We start from the raw sequence: 16,986 nt of genomic DNA, 5'->3' as shown, positions 1-16,986 counted from the left end.
ACGCCTTTCCCTCCCCCTGCGGGGGAGGGTGGCTGAGCCGCAGGCGAAGCCGGGTGGGGGCGGCAGGCGACCGCGCACCGATCTGACTTCAAACGAGGTCCGTGAGGCTTTGCCCGGCCGCCCCCACCCGGTCGCTACGCGACCACCCTCCCCCGCAGGGGGAGGGAGAAGATTGTCGCTAGACGATCAATCGTCGTCCATCTTCAGCGCGGCGATAAACGCTTCCTGCGGGATCTCGACCTTGCCGAACTGACGCATCTTCTTCTTGCCGGCCTTCTGCTTCTCCAGCAGCTTCTTCTTGCGGGTGGCGTCGCCGCCGTAGCATTTGGAGGTCACGTCCTTGCGCAGGGCGCGCACGGTCTCGCGAGCGATGATCTTGCCGCCGATGGCCGCCTGGATCGGGATGACGAACAGGTGGGGCGGGATCAGCTCCTTCATCTTCTCGACCATGCCCCGGCCGCGCGTCTCGGCGCGCGCGCGGTGGACCAGCATGGACAGGGCGTCGACCGGCTCGGCGTTGACCAGGATGTTCATCTTGACCAGGTCGCCGACCTTGTACTCGGTGATCTCGTAGTCGAACGAGGCGTATCCCTTCGAGATCGACTTCAGCCGGTCGTAGAAGTCGAACACCACCTCGTTCAGCGGCAACTCATAGACCACCATGGCGCGGCTGCCGACGTAGGACAGTTCGATCTGCTGGCCGCGACGGTCCTGGCACAGCTTGATCACGCTGCCGAGATACTCGTCGGGGGTCAGGATGGTGGCCTTGATCCACGGCTCGGAAATCGTCTCGATCTGCATCACGTCGGGCAGGTCGGCGGGATTGTGCAGGTCCAGCTCGGACCCGTCGCGCAGGCCGATCTTGTAGACCACCGACGGCGCCGTCGCGATCAGGTCGAGGTTGAACTCGCGGCTCAGACGCTCCTGGATGATCTCCAGGTGCAGCAGGCCCAGGAAGCCGCAGCGGAAGCCGAAGCCCAGGGCGGCCGAGCTTTCCATCTCGTAGGTGAATGACGCGTCGTTCAGACGCAGCTTGCCGATGGCGGCGCGCAGGTCTTCGAAATCGGCGGCATCGACCGGGAACAGGCCGCAAAAGACCACCGACTGGACTTCCTTGAACCCCTTCAGCGGTTCGGCGGTCGGCTTCTTCTCGTCGGTGATGGTGTCGCCGACGGCGGCGTGGGCGACTTCCTTGATCTGGGCGGTGATGAAGCCGACCTCGCCGGGGCCGAGCTGATCCACTGGGGTGTTCTTGGGCAGGAAGACGCCGACCCGGTCGATCAGGTGGGTCGAGCCGTTGCGCATCATCTTGACCCGCATGCCGGTCTTCAAGACGCCGTCGAAGACCCGCACCAGCACGACGACGCCCAGATAGGGGTCGTACCAGGCGTCCACCAGCATGGCCTTCAGGGGGGCGTTCACGTCGCCCTTGGGCGCCGGCAACTTGGTGACGATGGCTTCCAGCACGTCCTCGATGCCGATGCCGGACTTGGCGCTGCACAGGACGGCCTCGGAGGCGTCGATGCCGATCACGTCCTCGATCTGGGCGCGGACCCGCTCGGGCTCGGCGGCCGGCAGATCGACCTTGTTCAGGACGGGGACGATCTCGTGATTGTTGTCGATGGCCTGATAGACATTGGCCAGGGTCTGGGCCTCGACCCCTTGCGAGGCGTCCACCACCAGCAGCGACCCTTCGCAGGCGGCCAGCGAGCGGCTGACTTCATAGGCGAAGTCCACGTGGCCGGGCGTGTCCATCAGGTTCAGGACATAGTCCTGGCCGTCCTTGGCCCGGTAGTTCAGGCGCACGGTCTGGGCCTTGATGGTGATGCCCCGTTCCTTCTCGATGTCCATGTTGTCGAGCACCTGCTCGGACATCTCGCGCGCGGTCAGGCCGCCGGTGTGCTGGATCAGTCGGTCGGACAGGGTCGACTTGCCGTGGTCGATGTGCGCGACCACGCTGAAGTTCCGAATGTTCGAGATAGGGGGAGTCGTCATCCGCGCGCCCCTATCACGCGTAGAGGGCGGGGGCCAGCCGCACGGCCGATCCAGCCCGCGCCTTACGTCACATTAAGCCTTCGCAATAAAGCCTTTCGGCGTTTGAGAAGGTGTCGCGGACGCGGTATGCAGCAGGCCTTCTTCCCCACCGGCGCGAGCCGGCGATCCGCTTCGCCTGCAACCGAGGATTTCCCCCGTGTCCAAGACGACCCGAACCGCTCTCAGCCTCGGCGCCATGGCCCTGTCGGCCTTCCTGCTGGCGAGCTGCGGCGGAAACGGCGAGGAAAAGAAGGACGAGAAGGCCGCAGGCGGTTCGCGCCAGACCGTCAGCGCCGCGACCGTCGTCCAGACCAATCTGAACCGCACCGTGACCGCATCGGGCACCGTCTCGGCCTGGGAAGAAGTGCCGGTGGCGGCCGAAACCGGCGGCCTGACCGCCGTGGCGCGGTATGTAGACGAAGGCTCCTACGTCCGTCAGGGTCAGCCCCTGGTGCAGATGAACGACGTCCTGCTGCGCGCCCAACTGCGGCAACAGCAGGCCCAGGTGCAGCTGGCCGACGCCAATGCGGCGCGCGACGCATCCGCCCTGGATCGCGCCCAGCAGTTGAAGGAGCGCGGCTTCCTCAGCCAGGCGTCGCTGGACACGGCCCTGGCCAACCAGCGCGCCTCGACCGCCAGTCTGTCCGCCGCCCGCGCGGCCCTGTCCGAGACCCAGACGCGGCTCGACCAGTCCACCATCCGCGCACCTGTCAGCGGCCTGATCATCAGCCGCAGCGTGACCAAGGGCCAGATCATCTCGGCCGGGACCGAACTGTTCCGCATGGTCCGCGACGGCCGGCTTGAGCTGGACGCCCAGGTGCCGGAGACCGAACTGGGCCTGATCCGCGCAGGACAGTCGGCGACCGTCACCTCCAGCGAGGCGGGCCAAACCACCGGCTCGGTCCGCATCGTCACGCCCGAGGTCAACGCCTCGACCCGTCTGGGCCTGGCGCGCATCTCCCTGGCGCCCGGCGCCCAGCTTCGCCCCGGCATGTTCGCCCGCGCCGACATCGCCGTCGGCGACCAGCCGGCGACCACCGTGCCGACCGGCGCGGTGCTGTATCGCGAGAACAAGCCCGGCGTCTTCGTCGTGAACGGCGACAGCACGGTCCACTTCCAGCCGGTGACCGTTCTGTCGCGCACCGACGCCCAGACGGCGGTCAGCGGCGTCGCCGTCGGCGCCCGCGTGGCGGTGGACGGGGCCGGCTTCCTGAACGAAGGCGACCGCGTCAACGTCGCCCCCGCCGTTGTACGGGCCGTCGCCGCCCCTGCCCGGCCCGCCGCCCAGCCTGCGGCCAAATAGGATCCGACGACCATGAACCAGATGTCGTCCTGGGCGATCAAGAACCCGATTCCGATCATCCTGCTGTTCCTGCTGCTGACGCTCGGCGGCGTGGTCGGCTTCATGGGAATGCGGATCAACCAGAACCCCGACATCGACTTCCCGCTGGTCGCCGTCACGGCCGCCCGCCCCGGCTCGGCGCCGGCGGAGATGGAGGTCCAGGTCACGCGCCTGATCGAGGATTCGCTGGCGGGCCTGTCGGGCGTGCGCCACATCACCTCCAACATCACCGACGGCGTGTCCTCCACGACGATCGAGTTCGAGCTGGGCACCGACACCGACCGCGCGACCAACGACGTGCGCAACGCCATGACGGGTCTGCGCGCCAGCCTGCCCCAGGACATGCAGGAACCGGCGGTCCAGCGTATCGACATCACCGGCGACGCCCTGATCACCTATGTGGTCCGCTCGCCGACCATGACGCCGGAAGAGATCAGCTGGTTCATCGACAACGAGGTCAGCCGGGGCCTGCTGGCGCTTGGCGGCGTGGGCCAGGTCAACCGTTCAGGCGGGGTGGATCGCGAGATCCGCGTCGAGCTGGATCCGCAACGTCTGGCCGCCTATGGCGTCACCGCCGCCGAGGTCAGCCAGGCGCTGAACAACGTCAACAACAACCTGCCGGGCGGCCGCGTCACCATCGCCGGGTCCGAGCGCGCCGTGCGCACCCTGGGCGCCGCGACATCCGTAGCGCAACTGCGCGACACCCTGGTGCCGCTGGGCGACGGCAAGACGGTGCGTCTGGATAACCTGGGCACGGTCGAGGACAAGTGGAGCGAGCCGCGCCGCCTGGCCCGCTACAACGGCCAGGAGGCCGTAACCTTCAACTTCCTGCGCTCGCGCACGGCGTCCGAGGTCAAGGTCGCCGAAAAGGTCCGGGAAGCGGTCAAGAAGCTCGACGACGCCAATCCCGAACTGACGATCAGCCAGGTCACCGCCAGCGTCGAACAGATCGAGGAATCCTACCTCGCCTCGCTGGAGGCCCTGCTGCTGGGCGCGGTGCTGGCGGTCATCATCGTCTTCATCTTCCTGCGCGACTGGCGGGCCACCTTCATCGCGGCCATGGCCATGCCGATGTCGCTGATCCCGACCTTCGCCATCCTGGGCCCGCTGGATCAGTCGCTGAACGTGGTGACGCTGCTGGCCCTGTCGCTGACCATCGGCATTCTGGTCGACGACGCCATCGTGGAGATCGAAAATATCGTCCGCCACATGCGCGACGGCAAGCCGCCCTATGACGCCTCGCTGGAGGCGGCCGACGAGATCGGCCTGGCGGTCGTGGCCACCACGGCGACCATCATCGCCGTCTTCGCGCCGGTCGGCTTCATGCCCGGCATCATCGGCCAGTTCTTCAAGGCCTTCGCCCTGGCGGCCTGCGTCTCCGTGGCCTTCTCGCTGCTGGTGGCGCGGACCCTGACGCCGCTGATGGCGGCCTTCATCCTGAAACACACCAACCACGAGGACCGCGATCCCTTCTGGATGGGCGGCTATCTGAAGGCCCTGCGCTGGTCGCTGGGCAATCGGTGGAAGGTCTTCATCCTCGGCATCCTGTTCCTGGTCGGATCGATCACCACGGCCGTCGTCGCCAAGATGTCGTTCGAGTTCATGTCGCCCGGCGACGTGGCCCGCGCCGCCTTCCAGGTCGAGCTGCCGCCCGGCTCGACCCTGCGCCAGACCGACGCCGTGGTTCAGCAGGTCACCAGACGGCTGGAAGCCCGTCCCGAAGTCACCTCGGTATACGCCGCCGTCGGCGGTCAGGACGTGACCCAGGCCAATGTTTATGCCGACCTGACGCCCAAGGGCGATCGCGATCTGAGCCAGCAGGCCTTCGCCCGCGCCATGGTGGACGAGCTGAAACAGATCCCCGGCGCCCGGATCCGCGCCGGCATCGCCCAGCAGGGCGGCGGTCCCGGCGACGGCACCAGCTACACCTTCTCGATCCTGAGCGATAACCCCGACGCCCTGAACGCCGCGGCGCGCAAGGTCGAACAGGAAATGCGCGGGGTTCCCGGCCTGGCCAACATCGTCAACTCGGCCGCCATCGCCCGTCCCGAAATCCTGGTCACGCCGCGTGCCGACGAGGCGGCCCTGGCCGGCGTCTCGGCCGGCGCCATCTCCCAGGCCGTGCGCGTCGCTACAATCGGGGACATCAATCGCAACCTGCCCAAATATAATCTGGGCGACCGCCAGATCCCGATCCGCCTGCAACTGACGCAAGGCGCGCGCGAGGATTTGTCGGTGCTGGAAAACCTGCGCGTGCCGGGCAACAACGGCGCCTCGGTGCCGTTGAGCGCCGTCGCCGACATCCAGTTCGGCGCCGGTCCCGCCACCGTCACTCGCAAGGACCGGTCGCGGATCGCCTCGATCAGCGCCGAGCTGGACGGCATCGCCACCGGCGCGGCGGGCGCAGCGGTCAACCGCCTGCCCTCGGTTCAGAACCTGCCCGCCGGTGTGCGCCAGGTGCCGGCGGGCGACGCCGAGTTCATCCAGGAGATGCTGACCGGCTTCGGCATCGCCTTCGCCTCGGGCATCCTGCTGATGTATGCGGTTCTGACGCTGCTGTTCAAAAGCTTCGCCTACCCGATCACCATCATGGCGGCCCTGCCCCTGGCCATCGGCGGCGCCTTCATCGCCCTGGCCATCGGCGGCGCCAACTTCTCCATGTCGGCCCTGATCGGGGTGCTGATGCTGATGGGGATCGCGGCCAAGAACTCCATCCTGCTGGTCGATTACGTCATCATGGCCGAGCGGGACGGCATGCCGCGTCACGAGGCCATCATGGACGCGGCGCACAAGCGCGCCCGCCCCATCCTGATGACCACCTTCGCCATGGGGGCGGGCATGGTGCCCATCGCCATGGGGGTCGGCGCCGACGTCCAGTTCCGCTCGCCCATGGCCATCGCCGTGCTGGGCGGACTGATCTCCTCGACCTTCCTGTCCCTGCTCTACATCCCCGCCATCTTCACCATCGTCGACGACATCGCCGGCTGGGGCCGCCGCATCCTGCACCGCAAGACGGCCGGACAGCGCGAGCTGGCCAAGCCAAGGCCTGCGCCGTTGGTTGAGTGATGTCGCTCAGCCCTTTGCGGACCCTCGGTGGGTCTTCAAAGGGTGGTGGCGCGGGAACGATGCCGCCTTATGCAGCCTGTTCTTCTCGACCGTCCAAAAATGGCGTCACCGCCGCCATAGCGCGCTGAACATACTCGGCCTTCTCTCCCACGGGGGCGACGTAGTGAAGAGCTTCTTTTGCGTCATGGACGCTCGCCATGCGCGCGATCATCCAAGCAGCAAGGTATTGCGAAGCCAGACAGCCACCCGCTGTCGCGACATTCTGGTGCGCCACGAAAGGCGCGTCCACGACACGGATGCCCGCCTCGATCACCCACGGCTTAGTCGTCAGATCGGTACAGGCAGGAAGATCGCCGATCAGCCCCAACTTGGCGAGTAGAAGCGTACCAGAGCATTGAGCGCCGATTAGCTGGCGCGACGGGTCAAGTTGGAGCCGCGACAGAAACGCGGCGTCGGCTGCGTAATCGCGGGTCTTGATCCCACTACCGATCAGCACGGCGTCGGCTTCCGCCAAGAACTCCAACGACTTCTGGCGTTGAATCGTCACCCCGGCCATCGAGGTGACCTCCGGTGTGGGGCAGGTGATGTGAGCCGCCCAGCCCTGCGGCTTCATCCGGTTCAACACGCCTGCTGCAATGAAGGAATCCAGCTCGTTGAAACCGTCAAGGGTTAGAACAGCGATCTGCATGGCGGGCTCGGCAAGGAAAGAGGAGAGGTAGATTGCACGGTCGCTTAGCTGCGATTCCGACACAAGTGGAGCTTCCTAATTTCATGAATGTGTAAAGCAGAACTCGAGGGGACATCTCAAAATAGAATTCCCCGCCAAATCCCGCGTGCTCCAAAGAAAAAAGGCCGACCGGTTGCCCGGTCGGCCCTTCGTCGTTCAGCCTTGCGGCCTGACGATCAGTATCTCACTTTCAGAGTGACGCCGTAGGTGCGCGGGGCGCCGAGGTAGGCGTTGTAGGTCGCGGTGTCGGTGGCCTGGTTGTAGAAGGTGCCGTTCGCCTGGGGCGTCGCTGTGTTGGTGAAGGCCGTGCCTTGCAGAGGCGCGGCGAAGCCGACCTGGGTGTATTTTTCCTGCAGCAGGTTCTGGGCCCACAGGTCCACGGTCCAGCGCTCGTCTTCGGAACCGATCGAGATGCGGCCGTTGACGACGGTGAAGGCGTCCTGGTTCTTGTAGGGCAGCAGGTCCGAGCCGGTGTTGTATTCGGTCGAATATTTGGCCGACAGGTTGAACCCGCCGCGCAGGCCGCCGCCCAGCGAGCGGTCGAAGGCCAGGGCGCCCGTGACCGACCATTCCGGGGCGAACGAGGCGCGCGCGCCCGGCAGCAGCGACAGCTGCGGGAAGCGGCCGGGGCTGGACAGGTCGCCGGCGCCGAACTGACCGTATTTGGCGTCGGTGTAGGTCACGCCGCCCTGGAACGACAGACCCTCGACCGGGGTGAACCAGACCATGTCGGCATCGACGCCGCGCGAGGTCAGTTCCGGGATCGATTCCACCACGAAGGCGGTGCCCAGGAAGGTGTTCAGCTGGAAGTTCTCGAACTTCTGATCGAAGTAGGTGAGGTTCAGCAGCATGGTGCGGTTGAACAGGGTCGTCTTGACCCCCGCCTCATAGCTGTCGACCGTTTCGGCGGCGAAGAACAGCGAGGAGTCAGGATTTATTGGCAGCGGATTTGCCGCCGTGGGGCTTTGCACCCGGTCCATGTTGTAGCCCGCGCCCTTGTAGCCGCGCGCATAGGACCCATACACCATGATTGAGGGGTTGAAGCGGTACGACGCCTTGATCGTGCCAGACAGGTCAGTGTCACTGAACTTCTCCTGGATCCGGCGATTATCGTAGAGCGGGTTGGACCAAGGCAAGCACAGCAGGCTGACCGCTGCCGGCGGCGTAGAGGCGTTGGCAGTGCCTGGGATAGCGGAAGGCGTCGGACTACGGAAACCTTGGATTGCAGCGGCGCAGGCCGCGCCGTTAGTTCCCAGATTGTCCTGAACGCCCAGCAGACGCTTGCTGTCATAGGTGTAGCGTAGGCCCAGATTAATATCGAAGGCCTCGGTCACCCGATAGGTGTTGTTGGTGAAGATCGCCACCGACTCCGAGCGCTGCGAATAGTGATCCTGATAGGCCTTGCCCGCCGCGAAGGTGGGGGCGGCGGCGCTGGGGGGCACGAGGCCTGCGGCGCACAACGGGGTGCCCGGCGGCAAGGGCGAGGGCGGCGAAGGCGTCGTGCTGACCAAAAGGCCATTTGGATTTGTGAAGCAACCAAGGCGTCCGGGGTTCGGTCCACCCAGAGCCGCCGGGACCGTCGCCGTCAGCAGCAGGGAGGCGAAGGCGTTGTAGTCCGAGCCATAGACATAGCTGTCGTCGCGATAGACGCCTTCCTTGGTGGCGAACAGGCCGACCAGCCAATCGAACTTGTCCGTCGTGCCCGCCAGGCGGAATTCCTGCGTCAGGTTGTCGACGCCATAGCCGTTGGAGCCGTCGTTGGCGCGGTACAGGATGTCGGCGCCGGTGTAGTCCAGGTCCATCCCCTGCTGGAACGACCAGTCGCGCCACGAGGTCTGCGACGTGAGGGTGGCGTTGATGCTGGGGAAGTCGATGGTGGCTTCCGCCGACAGACCCATGTCCTCGATCTCTTGCGGGGTCTCGCGGTTGGAATAGGCCAGGCGCGAGAAGGGCACCGGGCCGAAACCTGCGACGGGCGGCCGCTGACCGGGTCCGTTCGGCGCGGTCAGGGCGGCGATGAAGGCCTGGGTCGGGCCGACGCGGGTCTGGACGGCGGCGCAGCAGAACTCGTCGCGCTTGGTGTAGTCCGCGATCAGGCGGATCGAGGTGTTGTCGTTGGGCAGGATCAGCAGTTGACCGCGCGCGGTCGTATAGTTCTGCGTATTGTCCTGGGTCATGGTGCGCGGACCGTCGCCGACGTTGACGCCGTAGAAGCCGTCACGCTCGCGATGGGCGACGAACAGGCGACCGGCGACCTGATCGGTCAGACCGCCCGTGACGGAGACCGAACCGCCGATGGCGCCGAAGTTGCCGCCGGTCAGTTCCGCCGAGATCGACGGATCGAACGACGGGCGCGCGGTGATGATGTTGATGACGCCGGCCGAGGTGTTCTTGCCGAACAGGGTGCCTTGCGGGCCCTTCAGGACCTCGATGCGGCTCAGTTCGCCCAGGTCGCCGAAACCGACCGAGTTGCGCGAGCGATAGACGCCGTCGATGACCACGCCGACCGAGCTTTCCAGGCCGGGGTTGTCGCCCACGGTGCCGGCGCCGCGGATGCGGACGGTGGTCGAGGCTTCCGACTGGGTCGAGGTGACGGTCAGGCCGGGCGTCAGGATCTGCAGATCCTTGATGTCGCGCACGCCGGCGCCGTCCAGCAGTTCCTGCGACAAGGTCGTGACCACGATCGGCACGTCCTGCAGGCTCTGTTCGCGCTTCTGGGCGGTGACGATGATGTCGTCGACGGTCGCCGGGGCTTCCTGTGCGGCGGCGACGCCGGCAAAGCCCATAACGGCGGCGCCCATGACGGCGGCGGACACAGTGGTTCTGAGTTGAAGATTGCGGCGCATAGGCGTCCTCCCGGCTGAAGCCGCGACGCCAGTGGCGATCGCGGCGTTTCCTGTTCCCATCGACGTCCCCTTCTTGGAGGATCGTTCGTTATCGACAGGCTAAGCGCGCTTCGGGCCCCCCGACAAGCGAGCGTTGTTACCCGCGACGATTTTTCGCCGTGGATTCGCCTTTGTGTGTCGGTGAAGAGACATAAAAGCCTGACGTTAGGTCAGTTTTTGCTCGTTTTTCGGCCCCAGAGGCTCGACCTCTGGGTGCAGGGCGGCCGGGTCGGTCTGGCGGCGCCGACCGGCGAAACCCAGCACGACGGCAGCCGCGATCGCCGACAAGATCGAGCCGCCGATGACGCCCAGCTTGACCTCGACCTGCTCGGGCGAATCCACCGCGCCGGGGAAGGCCAGGACGCCGATGAACAGGCTCATGGTGAACCCCACACCGCACAGCAGGGAGACTCCATAGACCTGAAGCCAGCTGGCGCCCGTCGGCCGCGCCCCGATCTTCAGCGCCGAGGCCAGCCAGGCGGCGCCCATGACCCCGATCTGCTTGCCGAAGAACAGGCCAAGCGCGATGGCGAGGACCAAAGGCGCGAACGCCTGCTCCATCGACAGACCGGCGAAGGACACGCCGGCTTTCGCGAAGGCGAACAGCGGCAGGACGAGGAAGGCGTTCCACGGGTGCAGGTCGTGCATCGCCTCCTTCAGCGGGCTCTGGCCGTCTTCGACGCGGCCCTTGATCGGCACGATCATGGCGAAGGCCACGGCGGTCAGGGAGGTGCTGAGGCCCGACAGCACCGTCAGATACCAGACCGCCGCAAAGCCCAGCACCCAGAAGGGCGTCGGAATGCGGATGCGGTGAGCAGCGACGGCGCCGACGGCCAGGGCGCCCAAGGCCCAGAACAGCGGCGTCCAGTTCGCCCCCTCGCTGAACAGGACCGCAATCAGGGCGATGGCGCCCAGGTCGTCTACGATGGCCAGCGTCAGCAGGAAGACCCGCAGCGACGACGGCAGCCCCTTGCCCACGAAACCGAAGATGGCCAAGGCGAAGGCGATGTCGGTGGCCAGCGGAATGGGCCAGCCCGCGTGCGGCGCCCCCATGGTCGCGGACAACAGCAGATAGACCGCCGCCGGTCCCGCCATCCCGCCCAGCGCCGCCAGCACCGGCGTCGCCAGCTTGCGCGGGTCGCTCAACTCGCCACGCACGATCTCGTATTTGATCTCCAGCCCCACCACGAGGAAGAAGATCGCCATCAGCCCTTCCTTGATCCAGTCGGAGATCGTCTCCTCCAGCCGGATCGGGCCGATCTGAAGCACGTGATAACTCTTCAGCCAGGCGAAATAGTCCCCGCCCCAAGGCGAGTTGGCGACCACCACGGCGGCGATGGCCGCCAGCGCCAGGGCCGAGCCGGATGCGGCCTCGGTCTTGAGGAAATCGAGTGTCAGTTTGCGCGCCACGGCGGCCTCCATCGAACAACTGAAGCTGTCGTGACGCCAGGTTATCGACGGGCGTCGGACCGGATTCATCGCCCTTTCGGAGCGCGCCGGCCTGGCCGCGCGGGGCGACCTGATGGCTAAAGGCAGAATAGAGGATGCGGCCTGCCAAGCCAACCGCCCCTCCCCCTTTCGTCATTCTCCGGCGAGCGCAGCGAGACCGGGGAAGCCAGCGGCGCCGAAGGCGATGCGTCCGCCGCACCATGCTGGGACATCCACTCCGCGACAGGGTCGCGCTCACGCGCGCCGCTGGCTCCCCCGGTCGCTTCGCGCCGGAGGATGACGAAAGAAGAAAGAGGCGGTTGCGCTCTCCCCTTCGGACACGCACCTAGCCTCCCATGCCCATCTCTCCCGCCTACCGCCCCGAACCGCGCTTCTTCGATCTGGGCGCGGATTATGCCGATGCGGTTCAAGCCGCCGACTTCCCCCGGACGACCTTGCGGTTTCGCAACGACCGCGCCGCCGCCGAAGTCGGGCTGGAGGGGTTGAGCGAGGCGGAATGGGTCGCCGCCTTCGGGCGGTTCGAGCCCCTGCCCGGTCAGCCCGGCCCCATCGCCATGCGCTATCACGGGCATCAGTTCCGCCACTACAATCCCGATCTGGGCGACGGGCGCGGGTTCCTGGCGGCGCAGATGCGCGAAACGCCGCGCGCTCAAGCAACGAGCGACCGCGTCGCGCGTGATAGCGCCCCAGGTCGACTTCTCGACCTGGGAACGAAAGGTTCTGGACAGACGCCCTGGTCGCGCGGCGGTGATGGGCGACTGACGCTGAAGGGCGGGGTGCGCGAGGTGCTGGCCGCCACGATGCTGGAGGCGCAGGGCGCGCCCACCAGCCGGGCGTTTTCGCTGATCGAGACGGGCGAGGCGCTGGAACGCGGCGACGAACCGTCGCCGACGCGGTCCGCCGTCCTGGTGCGCCTGTCGCACAGCCATGTGCGGTTCGGGACGTTCCAGCGCGCCGCCTATCTGGGCCGGGCCGATCAGATCGAGGCATTGATCGAACATGTGCGCACCCTTTATCATCCGACCGTCGCCGCCGGGGATCCTCCCGGCCTGCTGACCGCCATAGTCGAGGCCTCGGCGAAGCTGACGGCGCGGTGGATCGCGGCGGGGTTCGTGCACGGGGTGCTGAACACCGACAATCTGAACGTCACGGGCGAGAGTTTCGACTATGGCCCCTGGCGGTTCCTGCCGGAATACGACCCGGCCTTCACCGCCGCCTATTTCGACCAGACCGGCCTTTATGCCTTTGCGCGCCAGCCGGAAGCGGTGTTCTGGAACCTGACGCAACTGGCGGGGTGTCTGAAACTGGTCGCCGATGTCGAGCCGCTGACGCAAGCGCTGAACGGGTTTGGCCCGGCCTATATCCGCGAACTGCGCGCGGCCTTCCTGATGCGGCTGGGGGTTCGCAGCCTGGGCGAGGCGGCGGATCAGCGGCTGGTGGATGCGACCCTGGCCCTGCTGCGTGAAGGCGGCGAGGCCCTGCGCTGGGAGCCGGTCTTCTTCGACTGGTTCGGCGGCTTCGCCTCGTCGGCGCGCGCCCTGTCGGGACCGCGCGCGAAACTCTATCAGGGCGAGGCCTTCGACGCCTTCCGCTTCGCCTTGATGGAGCACGAACCCGACCGGATCGAACGGCTGGAGCATTCGATGTTTGCGGCCCGCGAGCCCGAGGAAATGCTGATCGACGAGGTCGAGGCGATCTGGGCCACCATCGCAACCGACGACGACTGGGCGCCGTTCCAGGCCAAGCTGGCCCGGCTGGAGGCCGCCCGCGTCGCCTGGGGCTTCAGCGCCTGACGCCGAACCTTACGAAAGTTTCATCTCGTTTATCGATAATTTTCTTGTCCGTTTATCGATAAATCCATATCGATAGTCACCAAGGCGGTCGCGGAGGGCGACCCGATTGGAAGGGCTATCCAGATGAAACTCGTCGGCAAACGGTCGGCCGCCAGCGCCCTGCGGTGGCTGCTGGGCTTCTTCAATGTGTTCGTGATGCTGGGCGCGGTGGGCATAGGTGTCGTCTTCCTGTTGACACTGGTGATTCCCAGCTTCGGCGCAGGCGTCATAGATGCCCTGAAAGGCGCCCAGAGCGACCCCGGGCATGCTTTCGAAATCACCGGCCGCCTGACCTTGCTCGGCGCCGTCATGGCCTGCGGTTTCACCTGGTGGATCATCAATCGGCTGCGGCGCATCTTGCTGTCGGTCAATCAGGGCGACGCCTTCGAGTTCGCCAACGTCAAGCGGCTACAGGCCGTGGGCCTGGGCCTGATCGGCATCCAGTTGACCGCGCTTCTGCTGGTCTTCGTGGCGCCGCAGAGCATCGGCCAGTCGCCGTCCGACTATGACTTCGACCTGGGATCCTGGCTGGGCATTCTGGTGGTCTTCATCCTGGCCGAGGTGTTCCGGCAGGGGTCGGCCATGCGCGACGAACAGATGACCACGGTCTGAGAGGGGCGCGCCATGATCATGATCCAACTGGACCGCCTGCTGCTCGAACGCCGCATGTCCCTGACCGAACTGTCCGACCGCGTCGGGGTGACGATGGCCAATCTGTCGATCCTCAAGACCGGCAAGGCCCGCGCCGTGCGCTTCTCCACCCTGGACGCCCTGTGCCGCGAGCTGGATTGCCAGCCCGGCGACCTGATCGTCCAGACGCCGGGGGTGCATCCCGACGCTTAAAAGCGAGCGAGGTTTGAAAGTCGCGTGTCAATGACGCTTGACTATACCATTTTATAGGGCGTAAAGCTCCCTTGTCACAACGACAGGGGAGCTTGTCATGAAACATCTCGAACGCACCGAATACACCCACAAGCAGAAGAGCGTCATATCCATCGCAGCTGCTCTGGCCGCCGTCAGCCTGACCGCCAAGGTCGATACGCCCTTCTGGCCAAGCACGCTGGGCGGCGCGCCGTCCCTGGGCCTGGTCATCGTGCTGATCGGCCTGGCGCTGGCCGGGATCCATTACGCGGGCGTCTGGTTGCGCCGGAGGCGCCGATGAGCCGGGTCACCAACCGCGTGCGGGACCTGCGCGGCCAGCAGCATCTTTCCGTCGCCCAACTCAGCCAGCGGATCGGTGTGTCACGCCTGACCCTGCGTGCGGTGGAGGCCGGTCTTTACACGCCATCCCTGACGCTGGCGGTCCGCCTGGCCCGCACCCTGAACCATCCGGTCGAAGACCTCTTCGCCGTCTGACCCGGCGGCGACGCATCCCGCGTCGCGCCACACCCCTTCAAACCAAGGAAAACGACCATGAATCTCCAGATCACTCTGGGGCGCGCGGCTTCGCGCGTCCAATCCATCGGCGCCGGCATGGCGCTGGGCCTCGCCGCCTGGGCCGCCATCTTCGCCGGCGAAGCCTATGCCGAGACGCCCGTCGCCCCGGCCCCCATCGCCCGCGCCGCTGGCGACGGCCCGCCCCTCTGGGTCATCCGGGACGCGGATTCCACCGTCTATCTGTTCGGCACGATCCATCTGCTGAAGCCCGGCACGGCCTGGGGATCGGACAAGGTGGACGCCGCCTTCGACAGCGCGACCGATGTCTGGTTCGAGGTCGTCAACCCGGACGACCAGGCCGCCATTGTGCCGATAATCCAGCAATATGGCCTGTCGCCGGAACGCCCCCTGTCCAGCTGGCTGACGCCAGACGAACTGGCGACCCTGGCCAAGGCCGCCCCGGCCGCCGGCTTGACCGCGCAACAGATTGATCCGTTCCGGCCCTGGTTCGCCGCCCTGATGATCGCCACCGGCCCGCTGACGGCGGCGGGTTACGACCCAAAGCTGGGCGTCGAGATGAATCTGCGAACCCGGGCGCTGGCGGCCGGCAAGACCATCCACGGCTTCGAGACCCTCGACCAGCAGATCGGCGGCCTGGCCCGGATGAGCGACGCGGGTCAGATGACCTATCTGCGGCACTATCTGAAGACCTATGACAGGGCCGCCGCCGATCTGGACGGCGTCGTCGCCGGCTGGATCGCAAGCGATCAGGCCGCCATGGCGCAATATGCGCACGAGAACGGACGCGCCATCTCCGAAGAGACGCACCAGATCTTCATGGCGCGCCGCAACGCCGACTGGGCCGAGCAGATCGAGGCCCTGCTCGCGGGATCCGGCACCAGCTTCATCGCCGTGGGTCTCGGCCACCTCGCGGGCGACGACACCGTGCAGGATCTGCTGGCCGCGCGAGGAATCTCGGTGATCCGACAATAGGGCGCCGCGCGTATCGGGGTTGTGGGGCGTCGGGAATCGGACCAGATGCCCCGGCCTGTAACACAAAGTCATCAACCGATGTCATCCGCTGATGTCATCGCCTGATGACAAATATCGAAAGCGCCGCTATATCCCCTCTTGCGAACGGCGACCCCCAATCCGATATCGCGACTGTTACGAAATCAGGTTCCTCCCCCGATGACCACCTCAACCTTCACCACCGCCCCCTCGCGCAGCCGCGCCGCCTACGCCAACATCGCCCTTTGGACGCTGCAGGGCTGGATCGCGATGTTCTTCATCGCCGCCGGCTACGCCAAGCTGACCGAGCCGATGACCAACCTCATCAATCTGATGGGCTGGCCGGCGGTCGCGCCCGAGAACATGGTGCGCGGTCTGGGCGTGGTCGAGATCGTGCTGGCCATTGGCGTGCTCAGCCCGCTGATCTCGTGGCGCATGGGACGCCCGCTGCTGATGACGGCGGCGATCGGCTTGGTGGTGCTGGAATCGACCATGCTGGTCGTCCACGCGATGAGCCAGGACGCGGGTCTGGCCGTGGTCAACGCCATCCTGCTGGCCTTCACCATCCCGGTCCTGCTGGGTCGTCGCAAGGAATTCTGAAAGAGATCGAACGTCGGACCCCATCCCCTCTCAGTCCGGCGTTTGCGCCCGGAACCTCCCCCCAAGGTTCCGGGCTTTTTCATGCCTGCGACTTGGCCTGTAATCTCGCCACACGAAAAGCTTACCCTTACGTGCGCGTAAACCGCTTCCCTTTACGCGCACGTCAAGTTATGTTGGCGTATGGCCACCGCCGACGACCACCGCACCTATTCCATCCGCCAGCTCTGCCGCGAGTTCGGAGCCACGGCGCGCGCCCTTCGCTTCTATGAGGACAAGGGCCTTCTGACCCCTGCGCGCAAGGGCCAGACCCGCGTCTATGACGCCCGCGACCGCGCCCGGCTGAAACTGATCCTGAGGGGACGCCGTATCGGCTTCACCCTTCAGGAGATCCAGGACATGATGGATCTCTATGATCAGAAGGATCACAACGTCCATCAGATGGCCGTGGCCCTGGTGCGGCACCGCGCCCAGATCGCGGCGCTGAAGCAGCAGCTGGAAGACATCGAAGGCGCCATCGAGACGGCCGAACAGGCCTGCAACTGGATGGAATCCAAGCTTTCCGAACACCGCCCCGACCTGCTGCCGGGCGCCGAAGACTATGAGAAGCTGCTGCGCGCGCGTCTCAACCACGACCATCACCACCCCTTCAAAGCAAGAGCGTAA

General features: G+C 66.1%; 14 protein-coding genes. 10 read left to right on the top strand and 4 right to left on the bottom strand.

Going from position 1 to position 16,986, the window contains the following annotated elements:
* Positions 1-186: 186 nt before the first annotated feature.
* Positions 187-1,995: a translation elongation factor 4 gene (gene lepA / locus AC3ISA_RS10035; RefSeq protein WP_489177774.1), complete on the bottom strand. Its 1,809-nt coding sequence runs from the start codon at positions 1,993-1,995 to the stop codon at positions 187-189.
* Positions 1,996-2,191: 196 nt separating this feature from the next.
* On the opposite strand from lepA, the gene AC3ISA_RS10030 reads away from it, so the two are divergent.
* Positions 2,192-3,337: an efflux RND transporter periplasmic adaptor subunit gene (locus AC3ISA_RS10030; RefSeq protein WP_489177773.1), complete on the top strand. Its 1,146-nt coding sequence runs from the start codon at positions 2,192-2,194 to the stop codon at positions 3,335-3,337.
* 12 nt (positions 3,338-3,349) lie between these two features.
* Positions 3,350-6,442, top strand: a complete 3,093-nt coding sequence (locus AC3ISA_RS10025; RefSeq protein ID WP_489177772.1) for an efflux RND transporter permease subunit — start codon at positions 3,350-3,352, stop codon at positions 6,440-6,442.
* 67 nt (positions 6,443-6,509) lie between these two features.
* Here the strand turns inward: AC3ISA_RS10025 and AC3ISA_RS10020 are convergent, their stop codons facing one another.
* From AC3ISA_RS10020 to nhaA, 3 genes are all read right to left on the bottom strand, one after another.
* The gene (locus tag AC3ISA_RS10020; protein ID WP_489177771.1) at positions 6,510-7,130 is read right to left on the bottom strand and encodes a DJ-1/PfpI family protein; all 621 of its coding nucleotides are present in this window, start codon (positions 7,128-7,130) and stop codon (positions 6,510-6,512) included.
* Between the two features lie 215 nt (positions 7,131-7,345).
* Positions 7,346-10,015, bottom strand: a complete 2,670-nt coding sequence (locus AC3ISA_RS10015; protein ID WP_489177770.1) for a TonB-dependent receptor — start codon at positions 10,013-10,015, stop codon at positions 7,346-7,348.
* Between the two features lie 204 nt (positions 10,016-10,219).
* Positions 10,220-11,464, bottom strand: coding sequence for a Na+/H+ antiporter NhaA (nhaA, locus tag AC3ISA_RS10010; RefSeq protein ID WP_489177769.1), 1,245 nt, complete (start codon positions 11,462-11,464; stop codon positions 10,220-10,222).
* Positions 11,465-11,838: 374 nt separating this feature from the next.
* Here nhaA and AC3ISA_RS10005 point away from each other — a divergent pair, with 374 nt between their 5' ends.
* The 8 genes from AC3ISA_RS10005 to AC3ISA_RS09970 all read left to right on the top strand — a co-directional run bounded on the left by AC3ISA_RS10005 (position 11,839) and on the right by AC3ISA_RS09970 (position 16,986).
* Positions 11,839-13,296 (top strand): protein adenylyltransferase SelO, encoded by a 1,458-nt coding sequence (locus AC3ISA_RS10005; protein WP_489177768.1) that lies wholly within the window; start codon positions 11,839-11,841, stop codon positions 13,294-13,296.
* Between the two features lie 123 nt (positions 13,297-13,419).
* Positions 13,420-13,947, top strand: a complete 528-nt coding sequence (locus AC3ISA_RS10000) for a DUF2975 domain-containing protein (protein ID WP_372692557.1) — start codon at positions 13,420-13,422, stop codon at positions 13,945-13,947.
* Positions 13,948-13,959: 12 nt separating this feature from the next.
* Complete coding sequence (locus AC3ISA_RS09995) at positions 13,960-14,178, top strand: helix-turn-helix domain-containing protein (protein WP_489177767.1); 219 nt, start codon at positions 13,960-13,962, stop codon at positions 14,176-14,178.
* Between the two features lie 97 nt (positions 14,179-14,275).
* Complete coding sequence (locus tag AC3ISA_RS09990; protein ID WP_489177766.1) at positions 14,276-14,497, top strand: hypothetical protein; 222 nt, start codon at positions 14,276-14,278, stop codon at positions 14,495-14,497.
* Complete coding sequence (locus AC3ISA_RS09985; protein ID WP_489177765.1) at positions 14,494-14,691, top strand: helix-turn-helix transcriptional regulator; 198 nt, start codon at positions 14,494-14,496, stop codon at positions 14,689-14,691. Before AC3ISA_RS09990 ends, AC3ISA_RS09985 begins: the two co-directional genes overlap by 4 nt.
* 57 nt (positions 14,692-14,748) lie before the next feature.
* Complete coding sequence (locus tag AC3ISA_RS09980; protein WP_489177764.1) at positions 14,749-15,705, top strand: TraB/GumN family protein; 957 nt, start codon at positions 14,749-14,751, stop codon at positions 15,703-15,705.
* Between the two features lie 198 nt (positions 15,706-15,903).
* The gene (locus tag AC3ISA_RS09975) at positions 15,904-16,323 is read left to right on the top strand and encodes a DoxX family protein (RefSeq protein WP_489177763.1); all 420 of its coding nucleotides are present in this window, start codon (positions 15,904-15,906) and stop codon (positions 16,321-16,323) included.
* A 180-nt stretch (positions 16,324-16,503) separates the two neighbouring features.
* Positions 16,504-16,986, top strand: coding sequence for a MerR family transcriptional regulator (locus AC3ISA_RS09970; RefSeq protein ID WP_135193530.1), 483 nt, complete (start codon positions 16,504-16,506; stop codon positions 16,984-16,986).

The organism is Brevundimonas sp. KH_058 (assembly GCF_057838505.1).
Note: the sequence above shows the minus strand (reverse complement) of the source record. Positions and strands in the feature narration are given on the sequence as shown.